The organism is Thiomicrospira aerophila AL3, assembly GCF_000227665.2.
Taxonomy (GTDB): domain Bacteria; phylum Pseudomonadota; class Gammaproteobacteria; order Thiomicrospirales; family Thiomicrospiraceae; genus Thiomicrospira; species Thiomicrospira aerophila.
This window is the reverse complement of the sequence record NZ_CP007030.1, coordinates 710,013-730,170: the sequence shown is the minus strand read 5'-3', so window position 1 is coordinate 730,170 and position 20,158 is coordinate 710,013. Positions and strand designations below refer to the sequence as shown.

Here is a 20,158-nt window from a genome sequence, read left to right as displayed (position 1 = left end):
TTTCCCCCTATAACGCCAACCACGCATCCAATACGTACCAAATTATGTAACCGCCATACATCACCACAAACACCGCGCTTAATAAGGTGATTGGGCGCAAACCTTTCAGGCCTTTTTGTTCGGGAATCGTTTCACCACGCCACTGCATTTTTTTGCGCTGCCATTTATATTTAATAAACCATATAAAAAAAACGATAACCAGCAGCAAACCCAAAAACTTAAGCATGCACCAGGCCTACTATTTTGGCACGCACCTGATCAAGCTGCGCCTGGGTATCAACGCCAATACCCGCATCTTTTAAAGCCTCTAATACCAAAATGGGCTCACCCTGCCACAAAACGCGTAATTGCTCTAAACGCTCAAGCATTTCCAACTGACACACCGGCCAGCGCACATAGCGCTCAACAAACCCAGCACGATAGGCATAGAGGCCAATATGACGGCGATAAGGCCAAGCTGGCCATTGTTTGGGCTCTTGTGCAAATTCATCTCGCGCCCAAGGCATGGGCGCACGACTAAAACTCATGGCAAAGCCGTTAGCGTTGGTTACTACTTTCACCGCATGCGGACTAAACAAAGTGTCTAAATCTGTTATGGGCTCCGATAGGGTCGCCATTTCCACATCATGCCGCCCCATTAAGGCATGCGCAACCTGGTTAATCAACTCCGGCGGCAGCAAAGGCTCATCACCTTGTAAATTAACAATCACCTCATCGCAGGGAAGGCAAAGTCGCTCAATCACTTCAGCAATACGCTCTGTACCCGATTCATGACGATCTGAGGTTAAACAAACCTCGGCACCCATATCTAAGCAGGCCTGCTGAACCTCAAAGGATTCAGTGGCGATGACCACGCGAGTTGCGGCGCTTTTAATGGCATTTTGCCACGTCCAATACACCATCGGTTGGCCGGCGATATCCAACAATGGCTTGCCCATCAAACGGGTGGAGGCATAACGAGCAGGAATAATGACGGTAAAAGCCATAGCACTAGCCTTTTAACTTGCGATAATGTTCAGCTTCCTCAGCACTAATCACTCTGGCTTCGTCCTCTAACATCACCGGAATATCGTCACGAATCGGATAGGCAAGGTTAGCGGCCGTCGCGATCAGCTCTTGTTTGTCTTTATCATAATAGAGCTTGGTTTTAGTCACCGGGCATACCAAAATATCGAGTAGATTGGGGTTTAAACTCATAGCATTCCTCGCCTTATTGACTGACATTAACGAACGAATCGTGGATCTTGCCTAATGGCCTGTAACAGGCTTGCGGCAAAATCATCGGCCATATTGACCTCTACGGGGCATACCCACCAATTCGATCGTGCAAATTTTTGACATTTTACCGCATCTTTACTGGTCATAAGCAAAGGTTTTGTCGGATCAAAGCAGGTAAAGTCTTGCTCAGTAAAAGGATGGTGATCACTAAACGCACGGGGTTCGATATCTAAACCCGCCTGGGTAAGTGCCGCAAAAAACCGTTCAGGATGCCCCATTCCAGCCACCGCATAAACAGGCTGACCTATAAAGTCGGTTAATTTTTGCGTCTGATTCGGTTTTGATAACGCATAGGCATCGCCGAGCTGCAGCTGAAAATTAAAGCAACTCGGTCCGCCTTTAAGCCAGGCTGGTGGTGTGTAGAGAACATCGGACAAAGACCTATTAAATAACACAAAATCAATGTCTTGCAGCCGACCTAAGGGTTCGCGTAAAGGCCCAGCAGGTAAACATCGGCCATTACCAATACCCGCATTGGGGCGACTAGCATCAAATACAACCAGTTCCAAATCACGCGCCAAACCATAATGCTGCAAACCATCATCGCTAATCACAATATCAACCGCCTCGATGGCCAGCAGGCCTGCTAAGGCCGCGGCACGCTCGCGACAAACCACAATCGGAACATCAAAGGTTTGTGCCAGCATTAAGGGCTCGTCCCCGACCTGATCAGGATCACTGTTAGGTGTAACCCGCTCTGGCTGATACCGCGTTGCACTAGCATAACCTCGGGCAATCACTCCAACTCGCCAACCTTGCGCTTGTAACAATGGAATCAGCCAACTAATTAATGGCGTTTTACCACTGCCGCCGACCACTAAATTACCAACCACTAATACCAATGGGCCGACTGGACTAGCCAGACCTTGACTCGCATCGGCCGCAAGCTTAGCTTGCTTAAAACGTTGATAACGCTTAGTGGCTACCCTAGCAACCAATGCCGCCAAAGGGCTAAGCAACCTACTACGCCAATCGTCTTTAAGCCAAAAAACAGGCCAACTCATTAGCAAATCACGCACAAATTGGTTAAACGACTTTCGACCCTGGTTAAATTTTCCTGCGTGCCAAATAACACCAACACATCGCCTGGCATGAGTATCGTATCGGGTTGTGGACTTAAGTTACGTTCACCATCGCGAACCAACGCATTTAGCTCAACTTGATCCCCTTCCAAGTCTAACTCGTCTAAACGCTTACCAATCGCCGAGCTGCCCTCCGTTAAAGCAATCGAATGCAAATACTCAGGCAAGTTAATACAGTCATTAATTTCCACCGTACTTCTAAATAACTCACGCATCATTTGATAGCGGTCAACACGCGAGTCTTGCAGGGTTCGCGCGACTTTCGCTAAGGGCATTTTCAACGCCAACATCGCATGCGAGCTCAACATAATGCCGGCTTCATAAGTTTCAGGAATAACTTCAGTGGCTCCCGCACGACGCAGCTCTTCAATGTGAACCTCATCACGGGTGCGCACTAAAATAGGCACCTCAGGGTTGAGTAATCGTGCTAACTTTAAGGTTTTAAGCGTGGCTGGCAAATCGTCATGACAAATCAGCAACAGCCTCGCCTTCGGCACGCCCACCGCTTCCAACACGGTTAAATCAGACGAATCCCCATAATAAACTGGCTCACCGCCCAAACGTGCCTCTTTAACCCGCCCGGCATCCATGTCCAAGGCCACATAATTAATTTTTTCTTTTTCAAGCATATGCCCGACAATCTGACCAATCCGACCATAGCCTGAAATGACCACATGCTCTTCAGAAGCAGTAGGCGCTAATTCCGAATCACTTGTCATTGCCAATATAGGTTTTCTTGGTTTAAACCAACTAGCAATCGTTTGATTATAACGAATTAAAAAAGGTGCCAAGATCATTGAGAATAGCACAGAAGTAAGAACAATCTGCGCCATACGATCTTCAAGAATGGTGGCATCAATACCAATCGCCAATAAGGCAAAACCAAACTCACCCCCAACCGCTAAAATTAAGCCGGTGCGAATCGCGGTTTGCAAATCAATGCCTGACACTCTGACAATTAATGTAACTAGTAAAATTTTAATGACAAAGATAGCCAAGGTGACCAGCAGGACTTCAACCCAAATATCGGGTAACGAAAAAGGATTAAACAGCATACCAATGCTAATAAAGAACAAGCCTAAAAGAACATCTTTGAACGGACGAATGGTCGATTCTACTTGATGCTTAAATTCTGTTTCCGCTAACATCATACCCGCTAAGAAGGCACCAAAAGCCATAGATAGACCCAAACTCATGGTCGTCCAAGCCGCGACTAACGACACAAACAACACAGTTAGGGTAAACAATTCCGCTGAATTGCGTTGGGCCACCATATGAAAAAATGGCTTAAACAAATAGCGACCTAAGAAGAACACTAATAAAAACGCTAGCACCGCCTTTAATAAGGCCCAACTTAAATCCATCGCCAATGCTTGCGTACTGGCAATCGCCAGTACCGGAATCACCACCACAAAGGGCACCGCAGTAATATCTTGGAACACTGACAAGGTTGTGCCTAAGCGACCATGACGCGTCTGGCCTTCGCCCTGCTCCGCTAGCTGTTTAATAATAATCGTACTGGATGACTGGGCAAACACCGCACCAATTACAAATGCAGCGATCGCTGGGACGCCCATTAACCACAAGATCATGGCGACCACTGCCGTCGTGAGTACAACTTGCGCCGTACCCAAGCCCAAAATCGTATGACGTGACGCATAAATTTGCGCCATCGAAAAACTCAACCCGATGGTAAATAGCAGAAAGACAATACCAAACTCAGCAATCAGACGAATAAACTCTTCTTCAATAACCGGACCGGGCGTGTAGGAACCCAATAAGACACCTACAGCAAGATAGCCCAAACTAGCAGGTATCTGCAAACGCTTGAACAACAGAATAATAAAAACAGTTAACCCAAGCAGAATAATAACTTGGGTCAAGGTTTGTTCTAGCATGCTAGTTTGCCTCGGTGGCTTTGAAATGAATTATGTAAGATTTTAGCAAAAATAAGCCTATTAGCGCAGGCTTATTTGAGTGTTTAATTGAGCTTATGCAGCCGTAAAATAGCGTCTGCGCACCCATTTTTCCATTTCAACCAAAATAAACACCAACAAACCAAACATCAAGATACGAATCCAGTCTTCAGTCGCAATCGGCGTGGTTCCAAACAGCGTATTCATGAAAGGCGCGTAGGTAAATGCTAACTGCAACACCACCAGGGTACCCACTGCAATCCACATAGCCTTACTGCCAAACAAACCATCCATACTAAAAACATGCTGATCAATGTAGCGCAAATTAAATAGATAAAATATCTGACCCGCTACCAAGGTATTAATAGCGACTGTTCGGGCATATTCATCGATTACACCCTGCATATCCATATAAACGAAATGACCGAAGGTACCCGCCCACAGCAGTAATGCTACAAACGGAATTCGCCATAGCATTAATCCAGATAATAACGGCATATCAGGTCGGCGCGGATGGCGGCGCATCACGCCCGGTTCGGTAGGCTCAAAAGCCAAGGCCATCGCCAGCGTGACCGAGGTCACCATGTTGACCCACAATACCTGCACCGGCGTTAAAGGCAATTGGTGCGCGAGTAAAATCGCAAATATAATCGTCAAGGATTGACCGGCATTGGTGGGTAGCATGTGCAAAATCGATTTACGGATATTGTTATACACCGTTCGACCTTCTCTAACCGCACGCGCTATCGAAGCAAAGTTATCATCAGCCAGCACCATCTCAGAGGCTTCTTTCGAGGCTTCAGTGCCTTTGCGCCCCATGGATATACCGACATCGGCACGTTTTAGCGCTGGGGCGTCATTCACCCCATCACCGGTCATCGCAGTGACATGGCCTTGAGCCTGCAGAGCCGCCACCAACCGCAACTTATGTTCTGGGCTAGTACGCGCAAAAATATCTACCCGACTGACCACCTCTTGCAAGGTCTGGTCATCCATTTGCTCAATCTCTTGACCTGTCACCGCAGTTTGACCATCACCAATGCCAAGTTGCAAGCCAATTGCTTTTGCGGTACCAGCATGATCACCGGTGATCATTTTTACCCGAATACCGGCTTGATGACACTCCGCGACGGCCTTAATTGCTTCTTCTCTTGGCGGATCAATAATGCCAAATAAGTTGAGCAATATTGCACCGTCTTGCACATCATTAAAGCCCAGTTCTAACTGGCTAGCCGGTACGCGTTTCACCGCAATCGCTAAAACACGCTGCCCACGCTCCGCCAGTTTTTCCATCGCTTGATGCCAAAAATCCACATCAATCGGCAGATCGCCCTGCTGTGTACGCTGCTGCTGACACATCGCCAGTATTTTCTCAGGCGCGCCTTTAATAAAAATATAGCCCTGTTGTTCATGGTCATGATGCAAAGTGGCCATAAATTTGTGATCGGATTCAAATGGAATCAAATCGGTACGAGGGCAGAGGCCCGCTTCCGTCTGCGGATCGAGCCCTACTTTCATTGCAGCCGCTAATAATGCCCCTTCAGTTGGATCACCATTAACCTGCCAATCGCCTTCTTTTTCAACCAACCAGCTATCATTACATAACAAGGCGCCCTTTAAACCCATCGCCAAGGCAGGTTCCAGTTGGTCCTGTTCCAACATCTGTCCTGCCAATTCAATACTACCCTGGGGTGCATAACCTACCCCGGTAACCTGATATTCATGATCAGCTGTCACTAAGGCCTGCACTGTCATTTCATTACGGGTTAAGGTCCCGGTTTTATCAGAACAAATTGTGGTGACGGCACCCAGGGTTTCGACCGCTGGTAGACGGCGAATAATCGCGTTACGCTTAGCCATTTTTTGCACACCAATAGCCAGGGTAATGGTCATAATGGCGGGCAAGCCTTCAGGAATGGTTGATACTGCCAAACTCACTGCCGCCAAAAACATCTCGGCCGCAGCGTAATCTCGCACCCAATACCCAAAAGCAAAAATGATTGCCGACAAGAAAATGATAATGATCGATAAAATGCGCCCAAACTCAGCGGTTTGGCGCAATAATGGCGTTGAAATCGTTTCCACACTAGATAGCATGGCGCTAATCCGACCAATTTCCGTTTGCTCACCGGTTGCAATCACCACGCCGCGCCCACGCCCAAAACTGACTAGGGTGCCAGAATAAGCCAAGGATAGTCGATCACCTAAAGAGGCACTGGTCGCGACCGGTTCAGTCCGTTTTTCGACTGGCACCGATTCACCGGTCAATACCGCCTCCTCAATACGCAAGCTGCGCGTATCAATCAAGCGCAAATCCGCTGGCACTTTATCCCCGGCTTGAAGTAAAACAATATCGCCCGGCACAAGTTGATCCGCTTCAATAGTTTGGCGCTGCCCATTTCTAAGCACCACCGCTTGCGGTGACAGCATATTGCGAATGGCATCCAATGCCTGCTCAGCTTTACCTTCTTGCACATAACCAATACTCGCATTGATTAACACCACGGCCAAAATAACAAAGGTATCCACCCAATGTTCTAAAAACGCCGTACCCACCGCCGCCGCAATCAAGATATAGATCAGAATATTATTAAACTGACGCAACAGCCGCACCCATGGCCCACTGCGTTGACTGGTCTCAATGCGGTTCGGCCCAAACTCCGCCAATCGGTCTGCCGCTTGCTCGGAACTCAACCCCTGCTCACTGCTTTTAAAGTGCGCCAAGGCTTTATCAGCTTTATTTGCGTGCCAATTAAATGGGGTATCATCCGGTTGTTTGCGAGTTGCTGCCTGGGTCGATTCAGTCATAACCACTCCTAACTAAGATTTTGAAGGCGTTCGCAAGCGGCGTTTTGTCATTTTTTGCGCAATAATGCTGTAACCCAATACCGTAATCATTGGGAATACCGAGGCAAACGCAATCAAACCAAAACCATCCATTAGGATATTACGTCCTTCAATATTTGTTGCCAAATAGATACCAAAAGCGGTAACTAAAGGGACTGTAATTTCTGAGGTAGTCACCCCGCCCAAATCAAACGCAAAGGCGTGCATTTCTTTTGGTGCAAAAAACACCAAAACTACCACAAACGCATAGAGCAAGGTAATCAGCAACCAGATATCCATGCCGTGGACAATTTTATAGGTGCCGAGCAAAATTCCAAAACCAACGCCCACCGCAACCAAGATACGAATCAAGGTGACGTTTAAGCTCAGTTCCGAATATTTATCCGCTTGTTTAATCACTGCCACCAAAGCCGGTTCGGCCATAGTGGTGCCAAAGCCCACCAAAAACGCAAACAACAGAATAAAGAACACACTGTTCATATCTACCAGACTGCCGGCAATGGATTCACCGATTGGGAATAAGCCCAGTTTGATCCCTAGAATAAAGCCATAAAGCCCGATTACCAAGAATACAAAGCCGATCACCACACGCGGCAAATTCGGCAAACGCTTACGTAATACCAAAAACTGGAAAATAAAAATCGTTGCCAATATCGGCAAGATATTTAAGAAGGTATCGAAAATGCCCGCTAGAATCGCCATAGGCGCAAAGTCTGCCAGTGTATAGGCCTCTTCAATCGGTTTTTCATAACCGACACCCAGCATGCTCAAGTCATCGCCCAGCGCGAAAATACCATAGAGCTGAATACTGATCATCGGTGTGATCGCAGCCAGCGCAACAAAGCCAAACCCATCCCGCAACACACTGCGGCCACGAATCGACGAGGCAATACCTATACCGATGGCGACAATCAGTGGAACCGTGGCAACATTGGTTGCCACCCCGCCGGAGTCATAGGCCAAGCCGATAATTTCTTTCGGGGTAAAGGCGGTAATGACCAATACGATAATGTAACCCGTAATAATGATCTTCGACACAGACCAGCCAAACAAGGCACGCAAAATACCAAAGGCGGTAATCGCCCCGACCGATGACGCAATAATTAACCGCAGGGTAAAGGCATCAATCGCCCCCTGGGTGATTTCTTCAGCTTGCAGCGCGACCGCGATAATCGCCGGTTCGGCAATCGAGGCAGAAAAACCTATCGCAAAGCCAAATAATACAAACAGCACCACCGAGCGTTTTTGCAGAAACTCGTTAGACAGGGAGTTCCCTAACGGAAACACCCCGACCTCTAAACCGACCAGGAAAAACGCCACGCCAATAACAACTATCGCAAAGCCTATAGCAATGGATATAAAGTTATCCGGTACAGTTTGAAAAACCAGCAATTGAAAACCAATAATAATGATCAAAATTGGCAAGATATTGCGGGCAGACTCCAACAGTGCGTGTTGTAGTTGTTTTAGAATTTCGTTCATAACAACACTAGGCTTCTTCGACCATCGCTAATAAATAGTCACTTAAATCGGTGACACTCAAAACCCCTTTTAAATCATTATTATCACTTACAATGACACGCTTAACATTCAAATCCAACATAAGTTTGGCCGCATATTTCACATCTATTTCCGACGAAACCGAAAACGCAGGTTTGTTATAGACATCAAATACATTTAATAGTTCTATATCCCCTTCTTGAACCAAGATAGGTTTCAAAACATGCGAGTTGGTGATAATGCCATAGGCATCACTCGGCGAAGACTTTTCAACCACCAAAGATTTAAGATGGTGTTTTTTCATTAACTGCATAGCTTCTTTAATTGTGGCATAGGGTTTGATGGTCACCACATTGGTTTTCATGACATCTTTAACCAAAACTTTTTTTGCAGACATTACAAACGCTCCTCTTGTTCAATGTTTGTTTCAAACTTATGTAATAACTTTTTATCAAGCCCAACAATAAAGTTCATGGGTGTAGTAAAAGCTAATCCATCGTTTTCAGGGTTATCAAAATATTGCTTTAAAGCCCGCAATACTTTTCTGCCTAAACCTGCTTCCAAAACATACAGCAACACTGATTGATTGCCCTCAAAGGTTAAAGAAAAAAACGATTTTTTTTCTTCAATACCACTACCTTTAGCATCAATAATTGTTGCACCAACCGCACCTGCCTCTTTTGCAAGCGCTTTAACTTCTGACTCACACTCAGCTGAGGTAATCACCACCAACGCCACAAATTTCATGCTTCACCTCTTAATAGGATTTTGATGTAAGGTTATTAATTTGACCTATTGATTCTATAGCTTTTAACTAAAATTAACAGGCTAAAATGGAATTTTTGTCATGCATCACAAGGAATATGGTACCAGCGTTTAGTCTTTTCACGCCACAACTGCGGGGTTAGACCTGCTTGGTTTAGGGTAAATTCTATCGCACCACTGCAAGCTGTATTCAGTGGCTTAGCTTGGGTGTAACGCTCGGTCCGCGCCAGCACATCTGGGTGCGGCATTCCAAATCGATTTCGAAAACCGGCACTAAAAATAATCCATTCTGGTGAGACAGCTGCTAAAAATTGCGGATCAGATGAATGACGTGAACCATGATGTCCCGCCACCAGAATATCTGCTTTGACCCCCTCTTCACCATGATAACGGACTAAAGCGCGTTCATGTGCTCGCCCCAAATCACCGGTAATCAACATAACCTGTTCACCCGCCTGAACGCGTAACACACAAGAGGCGTCATTATGATCTAATACTGGAAAATGACCCGGTGCCAAAATCGCAAACTGCACCTCATCCCAAATCCACTGTTGTCCAACTTGGCATAACGCAAAGTCATCCTGTTGATATTGCTCAGCCAAGCGCGCTGGTTCACCAGTTAAACGCAAAGTAAATGTTTGCTCACGACGCAAGGAGGCCAGCCCTCCGGCATGATCCAAATCCGCATGGCTAATAATTAAACCCTGACTATCTTTAACAGGCCGTTGTTTTAAAAAAGGCACAATCACTCTTTCGCCGGCATCACTATGGGGCCCAAAACGCGGGCCAACATCATAGATAAGCCGGTGGTTGCGAGTATCGATTACAACCGCTTGACCCTGCCCCACATCTAAAATGGTTACCCGTGCCTCACCCAGCCGAAGGGTCTCTTGTTTGATAAGGCCATTTTTATAATTAAACCCACTAACTAAGGTCACCAAAACAAGCACTAAGCCGGTTAGTATCCAGCGTGCTCGCCACCACCAGGCATGCTGCTGACCGGCGACCCACAAAAACATCACGCTATAGAGCACCACCACCTGCCACAAACTTGGCGGTGGCAGCCATACTTCACTATGCGGCCAGGCCGCCACTGTTTCCAAAGCCCACCATAGTACCAACCAAAGACTATCAGCCAGTCGAATTAATAGCCTTAACAGCCATCCCAACCCCGCATTACAGCAACTCAATAACTCACCGAGTTCTGCCAAGGTCGCGGTCAGCAACACTAATGGCAAACCTATAAAACTGACAAACGGCACCGCAACCAAATTAGCCAGCACACTGTAGGTAGGAAATGCCTGATAAAACCACCACAAACCCGGGATTAGACCCAATGAAATAAGCCATTGTATTGACCAGGCCTGGTAAAGACTATGCGCAATAGGATGATGAGCAGCCGCTTGACGCGGTTTTCGAGGTAAGCCAAGCCATAAAAAAATAATCGCCACCGCTAAAAATGACAACCAAAACCCAGGTGCTAGTACACTCGCCGGCTGCCAGAGCACAATAAGCCAGGCTGCTAATAACAATAATGGCCAGGGTTGACGTTTACGCCGCAATAACAAAAACACCAACACCACTAACACCATCAACCAAGCACGTTGCGTTGGCAGGGTAAAACCCGCTAAAACAGCATAGACGGTTGCGAACACCAAACCTACCGGCACCGCTATCCAGACCCGTGGCCAGCTATGCCACCAACCTAGCAGTCTCACACCGAACCACCAGATGATTGCCCCCAGTGCATAGCCCATGCCAGCCACCAGTGCCAGATGCAAACCGGATATCGCCATCAAATGAATCGTGCCAGTTGCGCGCATCACCTGCCACTGCGCTTCACTAATCGCACCCCGATCCGCTAACAGCAACCCAGAATAAATCCCGGCAAACTCCGTTTCTCCCCAGTGCTTGCGCATCCGCTGAGCTAAGTCATCACGGTAGCGATGCCAACCCCAGCTTGCACCTAGATCCCACTGGCCGTCCTGCCAGGCTGTCACATCCATGCGCACCCTAGCACGTGCCGCTAGATTTTGCTGTTTAACCCAAGTTTCATAGTCAAACCCACCCGGGTTACTTAAACCCCGCATTGGCTGCAATTGCACCTGCAAACGATAAATATGATTTGGCCGTAAATTGGGGCAATCCCAACAACTTAATTGGACATAGCGTGGCCGTAGTCTATAGCGCACTTGCATTGCGCCATTTATCTCTTCAAGCTGACGCACCGCAAACACCGCTTGCTGCTGGCTACGCCCAAAACGCGATTGCTCGGTGACTAGACTGACCAGCTGTCCCGCAATCATCGCTTGATCAGACACCGCTGTTAACGGCAAAGGCGCTGTCCAACGCTCCACCAACACCAATGCCAGCCCTCCTAAAGCCAGCCCAATTAACCCTTGGCCTAGGCGTTGCCAATTAAAACTCTGTGCTAAAATACCCAACGCTAAAAAAACCACAAAAATGACCGGTGATGGCAACTGTGGCAGTTGAAATAACCATAGGGTGACGGCGATCCAGCCGAAGGCAAACCAAACAAACATGGCAAAAAAACTCTTTAAAAAATGGACACCTCATCCAGGTAAACTACTTGAAAAGCCAGGCTTGGCACGGATTGCGCATTGGGTACAAGAGCCCAATCTTTGGCACCTAAACCGCAGCTCTGTCGCCAAAGCTTTTTTTATTGGGCCTTTCTGGGCAGCCATGCCCATGCCTTGGCAAATGCTGGTCGCCGCCATCAGCGCCATTGGCCTTAAAGCCAACTTAACACTAAGTATTTTACTGGTATGGATAAGTAATCCTATCACGATGGGACCCATTTGGTATTTTAATTATTGGTTAGGGTCGGTGCTTTTGGGCGAAGCGGCCAAAGAAAATTTAGCCTTTGAAATGAGTTGGGCCTGGATAGGCCACACCTTTGTCGCGATCTGGCAACCTTTAATGCTGGGTAGCCTGGTGGTTGGAGTCAGTGCTGGAACATTGGGTTACTTACTGGTACAGCTGGGCTGGCAATTACAAGTGCGATTAAGTTGGCGCTCAAGACAGCGCAGACGGGAAGAACAAACCGGTTACAAAAAGCCACGCGGTTAAGTCTAAAACTCACCCTTAACCGCGTTTGCGTTAATCACTGTCGCTTGGCTTTTCATTCATCCGTTCTAATGCTTGCAGTAAGTGTCCGTTAAAGCTATGGCTAGGATAGTGACCTTCCTCGTTTAGCTCCCCAACCTCAAGATTGCTCAGTAAAGCCAGCCCTTCGTCAACATGTTCAATGGCGTAAATATGAAACACGCCCTGATCAACCGCATCACGCACTTCCGCATTTAACATTAAATGACGCACATTGGCTTGTGGAATCACTACCCCTTGCTGACCGGTTAATCCGCGCGCTTTGCAAACCTTAAAAAAGCCTTCAATTTTTTCATTAATGCCACCGACTGGCTGAATTTCACCAAACTGATTGACCGAGCCGGTCACGGCTAGGTCTTGACGCATAGGTACTTGCGCAATCGCTGATAACAGTGCATAGAGTTCCGGTGACGATGCACTATCACCCTCAATACCATCGTAGGTTTGCTCAATCACAATCGACGCACTAAAGCCGAGCGCACGATAACGCATATAACGACCACGTACATAGCCAGATAAAATCAACATACCTTTAGAGTGAATCGGCCCGGCCATTTCAATTTCGCGTTCAATATCCACAACGCCTTCATCACCCGCAGACGCTTGCGCGGTAATGCGCACTGGCTGACCAAAAGACTGACGACCGACTGTCATCACGGTCAGACCGTTGACTTGCCCAATATGCTCACCGGTTAAAGAAATTAATACCTGTTGTTCAATAATCGCGCGATGATAATAATCTTCCATCAAACCAGTGTGAAATTCACGCTGCGCAATAGTGGCCTCGACTGTATCACGCGTGACCTGCGACGCCCCTTTAGCACGCGCAAATGCATTGGCTTCCGCCAGTACATCACGCAAAATGGCTTTATTGGTGTAAAGTCGGTTTTTATCTTCGGCTAAACGTGACGCATACTCGGTTAAGCGCTCGTAAGCTGACAGCTCAACCGGCAAATCATCCCAGTTAGCCACTTCACTAGCAAGTTGTTGCACCAACGCCAACTCATGCTCTGGGGTACGGTCTAGCTCAACTTCAAACTCCACCTGCACTTTAAACAAACGGCTAAATTGGGCATCAATTTCCTGCAGTGCATAGAAATGCGCTGCTTGGCCTAGCAGCACTAAAGTGACATTAAGCGGAAAATCTGGTAAGTGATAAGGCACCACACTATTGGTTGATGGCACATCAAAACTCAGTTGACGCGACATCAACGCGGCTTTTAAACTCGACCAAATTTCAGGATCTTTTAAGATCGATTGCATACTCAACATTAAAAAGCCGCCATTGGCTTTTTGCAGCAGGCCTGCTTGATGATTCATCGCCAAGCCTAAGGTATCGCCCCCCAAACCCTGATGACCAGATTGAATGGCATAACCAAACAACTTGGGCAAACTCGCATTTTGCTCGTAAATAACCGGGGCGTGCTCCAAACCCCGATGATCAACCAATAGGTTAACGCCAAACTGGCTCAAACCCTGTTGATCGAGCATCAATTCTTCCAAGGGCGAAGCCGATCCGCCACCTGAACCACCATTATTCGAGGTCGTCACTTGATCGGCACTTTGATCCCAAAATAGGTGTAATTTAGCCAATACCGCTTGGGCCAAATCATCTAAATACTGCCCAACGACTTCATTTTCAAAACGGCTTTTTAGCTTTTTAATCAGTGGGGTGACCTGCTCTTCAGCCACCTGGGTATTGAGTTTTTTGCCCTCTTCCATAAATTCGTGCTGAATGGTCGGAAAGCGGGTTAACCCTTCATTTAATTGCGCCTCCACCAAGTCTAAGGCTTCGGTATAGCGTGCTTGATCTTCTGCAGGCAAAGACTTCAACTCAGCCAAACGCATTTTTTTGCCATCAACAATCGCATGCAACACAAAGTTGTTTTCGGTCTGTAAAATATCGATGCTGAGTTGCTCAGCCAATTCAAAAGCCGGACGGAGTACTTCTTCTTGTTCCGCCGCCATTTTTCGCTCTAATTGTTGCGAGCGCAATTGGTAGCCATGACCATCAAACACGAGCGGCAATTGATGTTTTAGCTGGGCTATAAATTGCTCAATAGCGACTTTAAATTCATGGCCTTGGCCAGCCGGAAAATACAGATAACGGGTTTTAGGCGGCTCTTTTAAATCCGCCACCAAGACCACATCATCGGGCATAGGTTTAGCGGCCGCCGCTTTATTGAGCAAGGCTTTGGTCATGCCAATGCGCCCCACGCCAGGTTCCCCCATAATAAAAATATGATTATGATTACGCTTTAAGTGCAAACCAAAGTTGAGCGATTGATAAGCGCGCGGATGAAAACGTTGCATAAACGCTTCAGCACCGGTTTCATTTTTTTCAAAAGCATCGGTATCAATCTGGGTTTGGCGGTATAGTTGGTCTACACGAAGTTTTTGCATGCGAATGTCCACTCAATAAATAGGTGCGTATTGTATCAAACCCCTTTCAGTCTCAAACAAGTTTTGACTCAGCCCCGCATGACGCCCTTGCAACCGGTGACCTGGTCGAGCTTAGGTCCGCACCAGCAGGCCTGGATTAAGCGTGATGATCTTAATCACCCGCTCATTCAGGGCAATAAATGGCATAAATTGCGCCACAATATTCTCGCAGCACAACAAGCCGGCTTTGCAGGCCTGCTGACTTTCGGAGGCGCCTATTCTAACCATATTGCTGCGACAGCCGCGGCGGCTGCGGCCTGCAACATGAAATCAGTTGGCATTATTCGCGGTGATGAACTGGCGCAGCACCAAGCATGGTCAACTACACTGATCCACGCCGCGCAACTAGGCATGGCGTTTAAATTTGTGAGTCGCCAGCAATACCGCTGCCGTCATGATGCCGATTGGTTAGCGCAGCTACAAAGCCAATACCCTGATTATTATTGCATTCCAGAAGGCGGCAGTAATGCGTTAGCCGTAAGCGCGATGCGCGATGTAATCCAACAAATTAATCAGCAATGCCCCGATTGGACGCATCTACTCTGTGCAGTGGGCACCGGTGCGACCCTAGCAGGCCTGGCTAAAGCCGCACCGGAGAAACAGATATGGGGCATTGCGAGTTTAAAACAAGCGGATTATTTAATGCCCCAAATTGCCGCTTGGATTGGCCAGCAGCAGACTAATTGGCAGCTATTAAGTCAGGCTGGCAAGGTTGCGTTTCATGGTGGCGGTTATGGCAAAACCACGCCTGACATTATCGCCACCCAGCAGCTTTTTGAACAAGCGCATCAACTGCAGCTCGACCCAATTTACACCGCGAAACTGATCCATGCTTTTGATACACTGCTTCAGCAGGCCTGCTTCCCCGAATACAGCAAGATCATTCTCTACCATAGTGGTGGGTTACAAGGTCGTGCAGCTGGTTCGAACTAGGTGCTAGGTCTGAGGTTGAAAAACCTTGACTAGATATAAGCAAATGCTTATACTTTTAAGCAATATAAAAAACATTGCAAGCAGTTGTTTTTTAATTACTTTTAATCGCTTTACCTATAAGGATTCGCACAATGAAACTTAAAAACGCCTTAGCAGGCCTGCTATTATCTGCCGGTATGATCACATCCGCTAACCTAATGGCCAATGCATTGCCTAACTCGCCAGCGCCTGCGCCAGAACGTGAATCACACCAAATTCCACAGGGTTTATATATTTCACCTGAACAAGCTTATGAGATGATTAACTCTGATGATAATGCCTTCTTAGTGGATGTACGTACACCGGAAGAATGGATGTTTGTTGGCTATTCGCCCTTGGCTAAAATCATGCTGCCTTCAGTGATGTTTGATTACTCGCAAATGGACACCGTGCAAAATATGCCACGTTATATGCCTGTGCCACATCCAAACTGGATTGGTGAATTTGAAGAACGCTTGATGGACTTAGGAGCCGACCAAAATAGCAAATTTATTATTATGTGTCGTTCTGCATCAGAGCGTGCTGCCCCGATGGCGCGCATTTTAGACCAGTACGGTTACAAAAATGTTTACCTACTGCTAGGTGGTTTTGAAGGTGGCGTGGTTCGTGAAGGCGACAAAAAAGGCTTTCGTTTGATTGACGGCTGGAAAAACTCTGGCATGCCATGGACCTACGACATTGACCCTGAAATTGTCTATTTCAAAAAATACGGTGTAACTTACGAATAAGCAGACGCTTCGTTTAGTTTGTTTAGTCCAAATAAAAAACCCAGCAAATGCTGGGTTTTTTATCACGTCATGCCAAGATTAGGCATCCGCTAATTGCTTCGCCGATTCGGCTTCTAAACTTAAACTATCGCTCGCCTTATCAAGCTTAATTCTAACCGCCCCACCCTGTTGTAAATCACCAAACAAGAGCAACTCAGCCAACGGCTGTTTAACCTGTTGTTGAATAAGACGAGCCATAGGTCGCGCGCCCATCAATGGGTCAAAACCTTTTTTTGCCAACCAGTCGCGAGCATCATTATCTAAAACCAACGACACCTTCTTCTCAGATAAGGTTTGTTCAAGGGCAAAAATAAACTTATTCACCACTGAGCCCATTGAAGCTTCACTTAATCGATTAAACTGAATCACCGCATCTAAACGGTTGCGGAATTCGGGCTTAAACATTTTTTTCAGCTCTGACTCAAAATCATGACTGTGGTCTTGTTCAGTAAAGCCAATACTGGAACGCGACATCATCTCGGCCCCAACATTCGAGGTCATAATCAGCACCACATTTCGAAAATCAACCTTACGCCCGTTATTGTCGGTCAAGGTGCCGTGATCCATCACCTGCAACAACAGGTTAAATACATCAGGGTGCGCCTTTTCAATTTCATCTAACAACACCACTGAATGGGGTTGGCGATTTACCGCTTCAGTCAACAAGCCGCCTTGATCGAACCCCACATAGCCTGGCGGTGCACCAATTAAACGTGACACCGTATGACGCTCCATATATTCCGACATATCAAAACGAACCAACTCCACTCCCAAATGCTTGGCCAGTTGCTGAGTCAATTCTGTTTTACCCACCCCGGTAGGACCGGCAAACAAAAAAGAGCCGCTTGGTTTATCAGGGTGAGCTAAACCTGAACGGGCTAATTTTATCGCCGCGACCACTTGGCTGACCGCATGGTCTTGACCAAATACTACTCGTTTTAAATGTGACTCTAAATCAAACAAAGTATCGCGTTCTTTTTGAGTAATACTGGCAATCGGAATACGCGCAATATTAGCCACGACCTGTTGAATTTCAGGAACACCGATTTGTTTGCGACGACGACTCGGTGGCATTAAGCGTTGTTTCGCCCCGGCCTCATCAATCACATCAATCGCCTTGTCAGGCAAATGACGGTCCGTAATATATCGCTCGGCGAGTTCAGCCGCCGCTTTTAGCGCGGGCTGGGTATATTTCACGTCGTGATGAGATTCAAACTGTTCTTTCAAGCCTTTCAAAATTTGAATGGTTTCAGGTACAGTCGGTTCACGCACCTCAACTTTTTGGAAACGTCGTGCCAATGCACGATCTTTTTCAAAAATACCACGATACTCCTCATAGGTCGTTGCACCAATACAGCGAAGCTGGCCATTAGCTAGCGCCGGTTTCATAAGGTTGGATGCATCCATTGCCCCACCTTGCACTGCTCCTGCACCAATAATGGTATGAATCTCATCAATAAATAAAATAGCATGAGGCTGACGAGCTAATTCATTAAGTAGGGATTTGAAGCGTTTTTCAAAATCACCGCGATAACGGGTGCCGGCTAACAAGGCTCCCATATCCAAACTAAACACCACCGCATCACTTAAGGATTCAGGCACCTCACCATGAACAATTTTATAGGCTAAACCTTCGGCAATCGAGGTTTTACCGACACCCGGCTCACCTACCAGCAATGGATTATTTTTACGGCGACGACTCAGAATTTCTAGGGTACGATCCAGTTCCCACTGACGACCGATCATCGGATCCATGCGTCCTTCGAGTGCGTGTTTATTGAGGTTCAACGCAAAATTAGTAATAGCCGACTCATTTGATTCATCGTCTTCTTGATCAGCTTGTTGCTGCAAATCATGATTTAAATCTTGTTGTGATTCATCAGTAATTACGCCGTGGGCTAAATAGCTTTTCACATCTACACGCTCAACTCCATTCGATTCAAGGATGTAAATCGCATGGGAATCAGGTTCAGCATACATAGACGCAATAAGATGCACGCCCAGTACTTCACTGTGACCATTTGACTGCACCATATAAATCGCCCGCTCAATCACCCGTTGAAAGGACATAGTCGGATGAATTTCAAGTGCTTGACTGGATTGAGGTTGCTTGGGCTCGGTCTCAAGATAGCGTTCTAAATCAAGCTCTATCTTGTCTATATGCGCGCCGCAGGCATTAAGGAGTTCCTGAACATCAGGAAGATTGAGCAACTCAAGCAATAGATGCTCAAGCGTCACAAATTCATGCTCGTATTCTTGCGCAACGCTAAAGGCGTTACTAAGTGACATTTGAACGGGTTTGCTTAACATAGTGTCATCTTCCGTGTTAAAAAGTGGGCTATTCTGCTTCGATTTGACACAGTAAAGGATGTTGATGATCACGGGCATAGCGATTAACTTGATAACACTTGGTTTCGGCTATCTCTCGCGTATAAATCCCGCAGACCCCTTTACCTTGATGATGTATCGCTAGCATCACCTGCATAGCTTTATCATAATCCATTCGAAAGAATTTCATCAACAAATCGACGACAAAGTCCATCGGCGTAAAATCATCATTAAGTAAAATCACCTTATAACGCTTGGGCGGTTTTACAGCCTGCTTAGCAGGACTTAATACAACAGCATCAGTCATAAATGAATGTTCAGTGTTTTAAAAGAAGTGTAAAGTGTAACTGCCGTTAGGCAGCAACTAACTTAGCATATAAATGACCTGACAATCCACGCTCATCACATGGCAAGCCTTTATTCTGCAATCTTACCAACTTACCTTGTTGATAATTTTGTGGAACCACTAGACTTAATCGACCGACCGGTGATTCAAACTGAATTTTTTTGCCGGGCACCAATAAGCTAGCAGGTACTTTGATCTCACCATATAAATCAGCACCCTCTAGGCGCCAACTCAGGCTTTCTTGGCTAATTTTGAACTTAACCAAATAATCGCCTGATGCCCCACCATACAGACCAGGATAGCCTTTGCCGGGAATACGGAAAGTTTTGCCTTCAAAAGCATCACGATTAAACTTCATCTTAATCTTAATACCCGGCAAATAAAAATAACCTTGGTGAAGTAATCGAATAGCATAACGCAGGGTTAAAGGATAGGTCATGACCCGATCTCGCCCTCTTAGCGGTGTTTTGCCAGCTTGCCAAGAGTGAGCACGGTAAAAAGTGTCATGCTGACTTTGACTCGTGCGCGACTGATGCTGACCTCGAGCTCGCGTATACGCTTGCTTATGACGAGATAATACTTCATAAGCTTCAGCGACTTCCTGGAAGCGTGTTTTCGCATCTTCTTGCACACACACATCGGGATGAAAGCGTCGTGCCATTTTGCGATACGCTGCTTTGATTGTTTTATCACATGCCTCAAAAGGCACGCCTAACACGGCAAAATAGTCTTTAGTGAGATCAAATTGTTGTGCCAGCATATGGATTCCTGCCTTAATTAGCGTTAAGG

At 46.7% G+C, this 20,158-nt stretch carries 17 protein-coding genes; 3 read left to right on the top strand and 14 right to left on the bottom strand.

Annotated features, from left to right (window positions below; translation table 11 throughout):
• Nucleotides 1-7: 7 nt before the first annotated feature.
• From THIAE_RS03385 to THIAE_RS03340, 10 genes are all read right to left on the bottom strand, one after another.
• Complete coding sequence (locus THIAE_RS03385) at nt 8-226, bottom strand: hypothetical protein (protein ID WP_006459264.1); 219 nt, start codon at nt 224-226, stop codon at nt 8-10.
• Nucleotides 219-986 carry a 3-deoxy-manno-octulosonate cytidylyltransferase gene (kdsB, locus tag THIAE_RS03380; RefSeq protein ID WP_006459265.1) on the bottom strand — a complete coding sequence of 256 codons (768 nt, stop codon included), beginning with the start codon at nt 984-986 and terminating at the stop codon, nt 219-221. Before kdsB ends, THIAE_RS03385 begins: the two co-directional genes overlap by 8 nt.
• A 4-nt stretch (nt 987-990) precedes the next feature.
• On the bottom strand, nt 991-1,197 hold the full coding sequence (locus tag THIAE_RS03375) for a Trm112 family protein (protein ID WP_006459266.1): 207 nt from the start codon (nt 1,195-1,197) through the stop codon (nt 991-993).
• Between the two features lie 26 nt (nt 1,198-1,223).
• The gene (gene lpxK / locus THIAE_RS03370) at nt 1,224-2,282 is read right to left on the bottom strand and encodes a tetraacyldisaccharide 4'-kinase (protein ID WP_006459267.1); all 1,059 of its coding nucleotides are present in this window, start codon (nt 2,280-2,282) and stop codon (nt 1,224-1,226) included.
• The gene (locus THIAE_RS03365) at nt 2,282-4,258 is read right to left on the bottom strand and encodes a cation:proton antiporter domain-containing protein (RefSeq protein ID WP_006459268.1); all 1,977 of its coding nucleotides are present in this window, start codon (nt 4,256-4,258) and stop codon (nt 2,282-2,284) included. Before THIAE_RS03365 ends, lpxK begins: the two co-directional genes overlap by 1 nt.
• Nucleotides 4,259-4,351: 93 nt before the next feature.
• Entirely contained in the window at nt 4,352-7,084 is a 2,733-nt protein-coding gene (locus THIAE_RS03360) for a cation-transporting P-type ATPase (RefSeq protein ID WP_006459269.1), read from the bottom strand.
• A gap of 12 nt (nt 7,085-7,096) precedes the next feature.
• Complete coding sequence (locus THIAE_RS03355; RefSeq protein ID WP_006459270.1) at nt 7,097-8,605, bottom strand: DUF1538 domain-containing protein; 1,509 nt, start codon at nt 8,603-8,605, stop codon at nt 7,097-7,099.
• Nucleotides 8,606-8,612: 7 nt separating this feature from the next.
• Nucleotides 8,613-9,020 (bottom strand): CBS domain-containing protein, encoded by a 408-nt coding sequence (locus THIAE_RS03350; RefSeq protein WP_006459271.1) that lies wholly within the window; start codon nt 9,018-9,020, stop codon nt 8,613-8,615.
• Nucleotides 9,020-9,370, bottom strand: a complete 351-nt coding sequence (locus THIAE_RS03345; protein ID WP_006459272.1) for a P-II family nitrogen regulator — start codon at nt 9,368-9,370, stop codon at nt 9,020-9,022. Before THIAE_RS03345 ends, THIAE_RS03350 begins: the two co-directional genes overlap by 1 nt.
• 98 nt (nt 9,371-9,468) lie before the next feature.
• Nucleotides 9,469-11,931, bottom strand: a complete 2,463-nt coding sequence (locus tag THIAE_RS03340) for a DNA internalization-related competence protein ComEC/Rec2 (RefSeq protein WP_006459273.1) — start codon at nt 11,929-11,931, stop codon at nt 9,469-9,471.
• Here THIAE_RS03340 and THIAE_RS03335 point away from each other — a divergent pair.
• The gene (locus THIAE_RS03335; protein ID WP_025299287.1) at nt 11,930-12,478 is read left to right on the top strand and encodes a DUF2062 domain-containing protein; all 549 of its coding nucleotides are present in this window, start codon (nt 11,930-11,932) and stop codon (nt 12,476-12,478) included. The genes THIAE_RS03340 and THIAE_RS03335 overlap by 2 nt on opposite strands.
• 30 nt (nt 12,479-12,508) lie before the next feature.
• On the opposite strand, the gene THIAE_RS03330 is transcribed toward THIAE_RS03335, so the two are convergent.
• Nucleotides 12,509-14,917: a Lon protease family protein gene (locus THIAE_RS03330; RefSeq protein ID WP_006459275.1), complete on the bottom strand. Its 2,409-nt coding sequence runs from the start codon at nt 14,915-14,917 to the stop codon at nt 12,509-12,511.
• Between the two features lie 78 nt (nt 14,918-14,995).
• Between THIAE_RS03330 and THIAE_RS03325 the strand changes: the two genes are divergently transcribed.
• Entirely contained in the window at nt 14,996-15,889 is an 894-nt protein-coding gene (locus THIAE_RS03325) for a 1-aminocyclopropane-1-carboxylate deaminase/D-cysteine desulfhydrase (protein ID WP_239232392.1), read from the top strand.
• A gap of 131 nt (nt 15,890-16,020) precedes the next feature.
• Complete coding sequence (locus THIAE_RS03320; RefSeq protein ID WP_006459277.1) at nt 16,021-16,656, top strand: rhodanese-like domain-containing protein; 636 nt, start codon at nt 16,021-16,023, stop codon at nt 16,654-16,656.
• A 78-nt stretch (nt 16,657-16,734) separates the two neighbouring features.
• On the opposite strand, the gene clpA is transcribed toward THIAE_RS03320, so the two are convergent.
• Genes clpA through THIAE_RS03305 form a run of 3 tightly spaced genes read right to left on the bottom strand, consistent with a single transcriptional unit; the run spans nt 16,735 to nt 20,129 of the window.
• On the bottom strand, nt 16,735-19,005 hold the full coding sequence (gene clpA, locus THIAE_RS03315) for an ATP-dependent Clp protease ATP-binding subunit ClpA (RefSeq protein ID WP_006459278.1): 2,271 nt from the start codon (nt 19,003-19,005) through the stop codon (nt 16,735-16,737).
• Between the two features lie 28 nt (nt 19,006-19,033).
• Nucleotides 19,034-19,330, bottom strand: a complete 297-nt coding sequence (clpS, locus tag THIAE_RS03310) for an ATP-dependent Clp protease adapter ClpS (RefSeq protein ID WP_006459279.1) — start codon at nt 19,328-19,330, stop codon at nt 19,034-19,036.
• Nucleotides 19,331-19,376: 46 nt separating this feature from the next.
• A complete protein-coding gene (locus tag THIAE_RS03305) occupies nt 19,377-20,129 on the bottom strand; it encodes a DnaJ domain-containing protein (protein ID WP_006459280.1) in 753 nt (250 codons plus the stop codon).
• Between the last annotated feature and the right edge of the window lie 29 nt (nt 20,130-20,158).

What these genes read in the sequence shown, in the direction of transcription:
- THIAE_RS03385 (WP_006459264.1), bottom strand. Translation starts at nt 226, where the DNA reads ATGCTTAAGTTTTTGGGTTTGCTGCTGGTTATCGTTTTTTTTATATGG.
- kdsB (WP_006459265.1), bottom strand. Translation starts at nt 986, where the DNA reads ATGGCTTTTACCGTCATTATTCCTGCTCGTTATGCCTCCACCCGTTTG.
- THIAE_RS03375 (WP_006459266.1), bottom strand. Translation starts at nt 1,197, where the DNA reads ATGAGTTTAAACCCCAATCTACTCGATATTTTGGTATGCCCGGTGACT.
- lpxK (WP_006459267.1), bottom strand. Translation starts at nt 2,282, where the DNA reads ATGAGTTGGCCTGTTTTTTGGCTTAAAGACGATTGGCGTAGTAGGTTG.
- THIAE_RS03365 (WP_006459268.1), bottom strand. Translation starts at nt 4,258, where the DNA reads ATGCTAGAACAAACCTTGACCCAAGTTATTATTCTGCTTGGGTTAACT.
- THIAE_RS03360 (WP_006459269.1), bottom strand. Translation starts at nt 7,084, where the DNA reads ATGACTGAATCGACCCAGGCAGCAACTCGCAAACAACCGGATGATACC.
- THIAE_RS03355 (WP_006459270.1), bottom strand. Translation starts at nt 8,605, where the DNA reads ATGAACGAAATTCTAAAACAACTACAACACGCACTGTTGGAGTCTGCC.
- THIAE_RS03350 (WP_006459271.1), bottom strand. Translation starts at nt 9,020, where the DNA reads ATGTCTGCAAAAAAAGTTTTGGTTAAAGATGTCATGAAAACCAATGTG.
- THIAE_RS03345 (WP_006459272.1), bottom strand. Translation starts at nt 9,370, where the DNA reads ATGAAATTTGTGGCGTTGGTGGTGATTACCTCAGCTGAGTGTGAGTCA.
- THIAE_RS03335 (WP_025299287.1), top strand. Translation starts at nt 11,930, where the DNA reads ATGGCAAAAAAACTCTTTAAAAAATGGACACCTCATCCAGGTAAACTA.
- THIAE_RS03340 (WP_006459273.1), bottom strand. Translation starts at nt 11,931, where the DNA reads ATGTTTGTTTGGTTTGCCTTCGGCTGGATCGCCGTCACCCTATGGTTA.
- THIAE_RS03330 (WP_006459275.1), bottom strand. Translation starts at nt 14,917, where the DNA reads ATGCAAAAACTTCGTGTAGACCAACTATACCGCCAAACCCAGATTGAT.
- THIAE_RS03325 (WP_239232392.1), top strand. Translation starts at nt 14,996, where the DNA reads ATGACGCCCTTGCAACCGGTGACCTGGTCGAGCTTAGGTCCGCACCAG.
- THIAE_RS03320 (WP_006459277.1), top strand. Translation starts at nt 16,021, where the DNA reads ATGAAACTTAAAAACGCCTTAGCAGGCCTGCTATTATCTGCCGGTATG.
- clpA (WP_006459278.1), bottom strand. Translation starts at nt 19,005, where the DNA reads ATGTTAAGCAAACCCGTTCAAATGTCACTTAGTAACGCCTTTAGCGTT.
- clpS (WP_006459279.1), bottom strand. Translation starts at nt 19,330, where the DNA reads ATGACTGATGCTGTTGTATTAAGTCCTGCTAAGCAGGCTGTAAAACCG.
- THIAE_RS03305 (WP_006459280.1), bottom strand. Translation starts at nt 20,129, where the DNA reads ATGCTGGCACAACAATTTGATCTCACTAAAGACTATTTTGCCGTGTTA.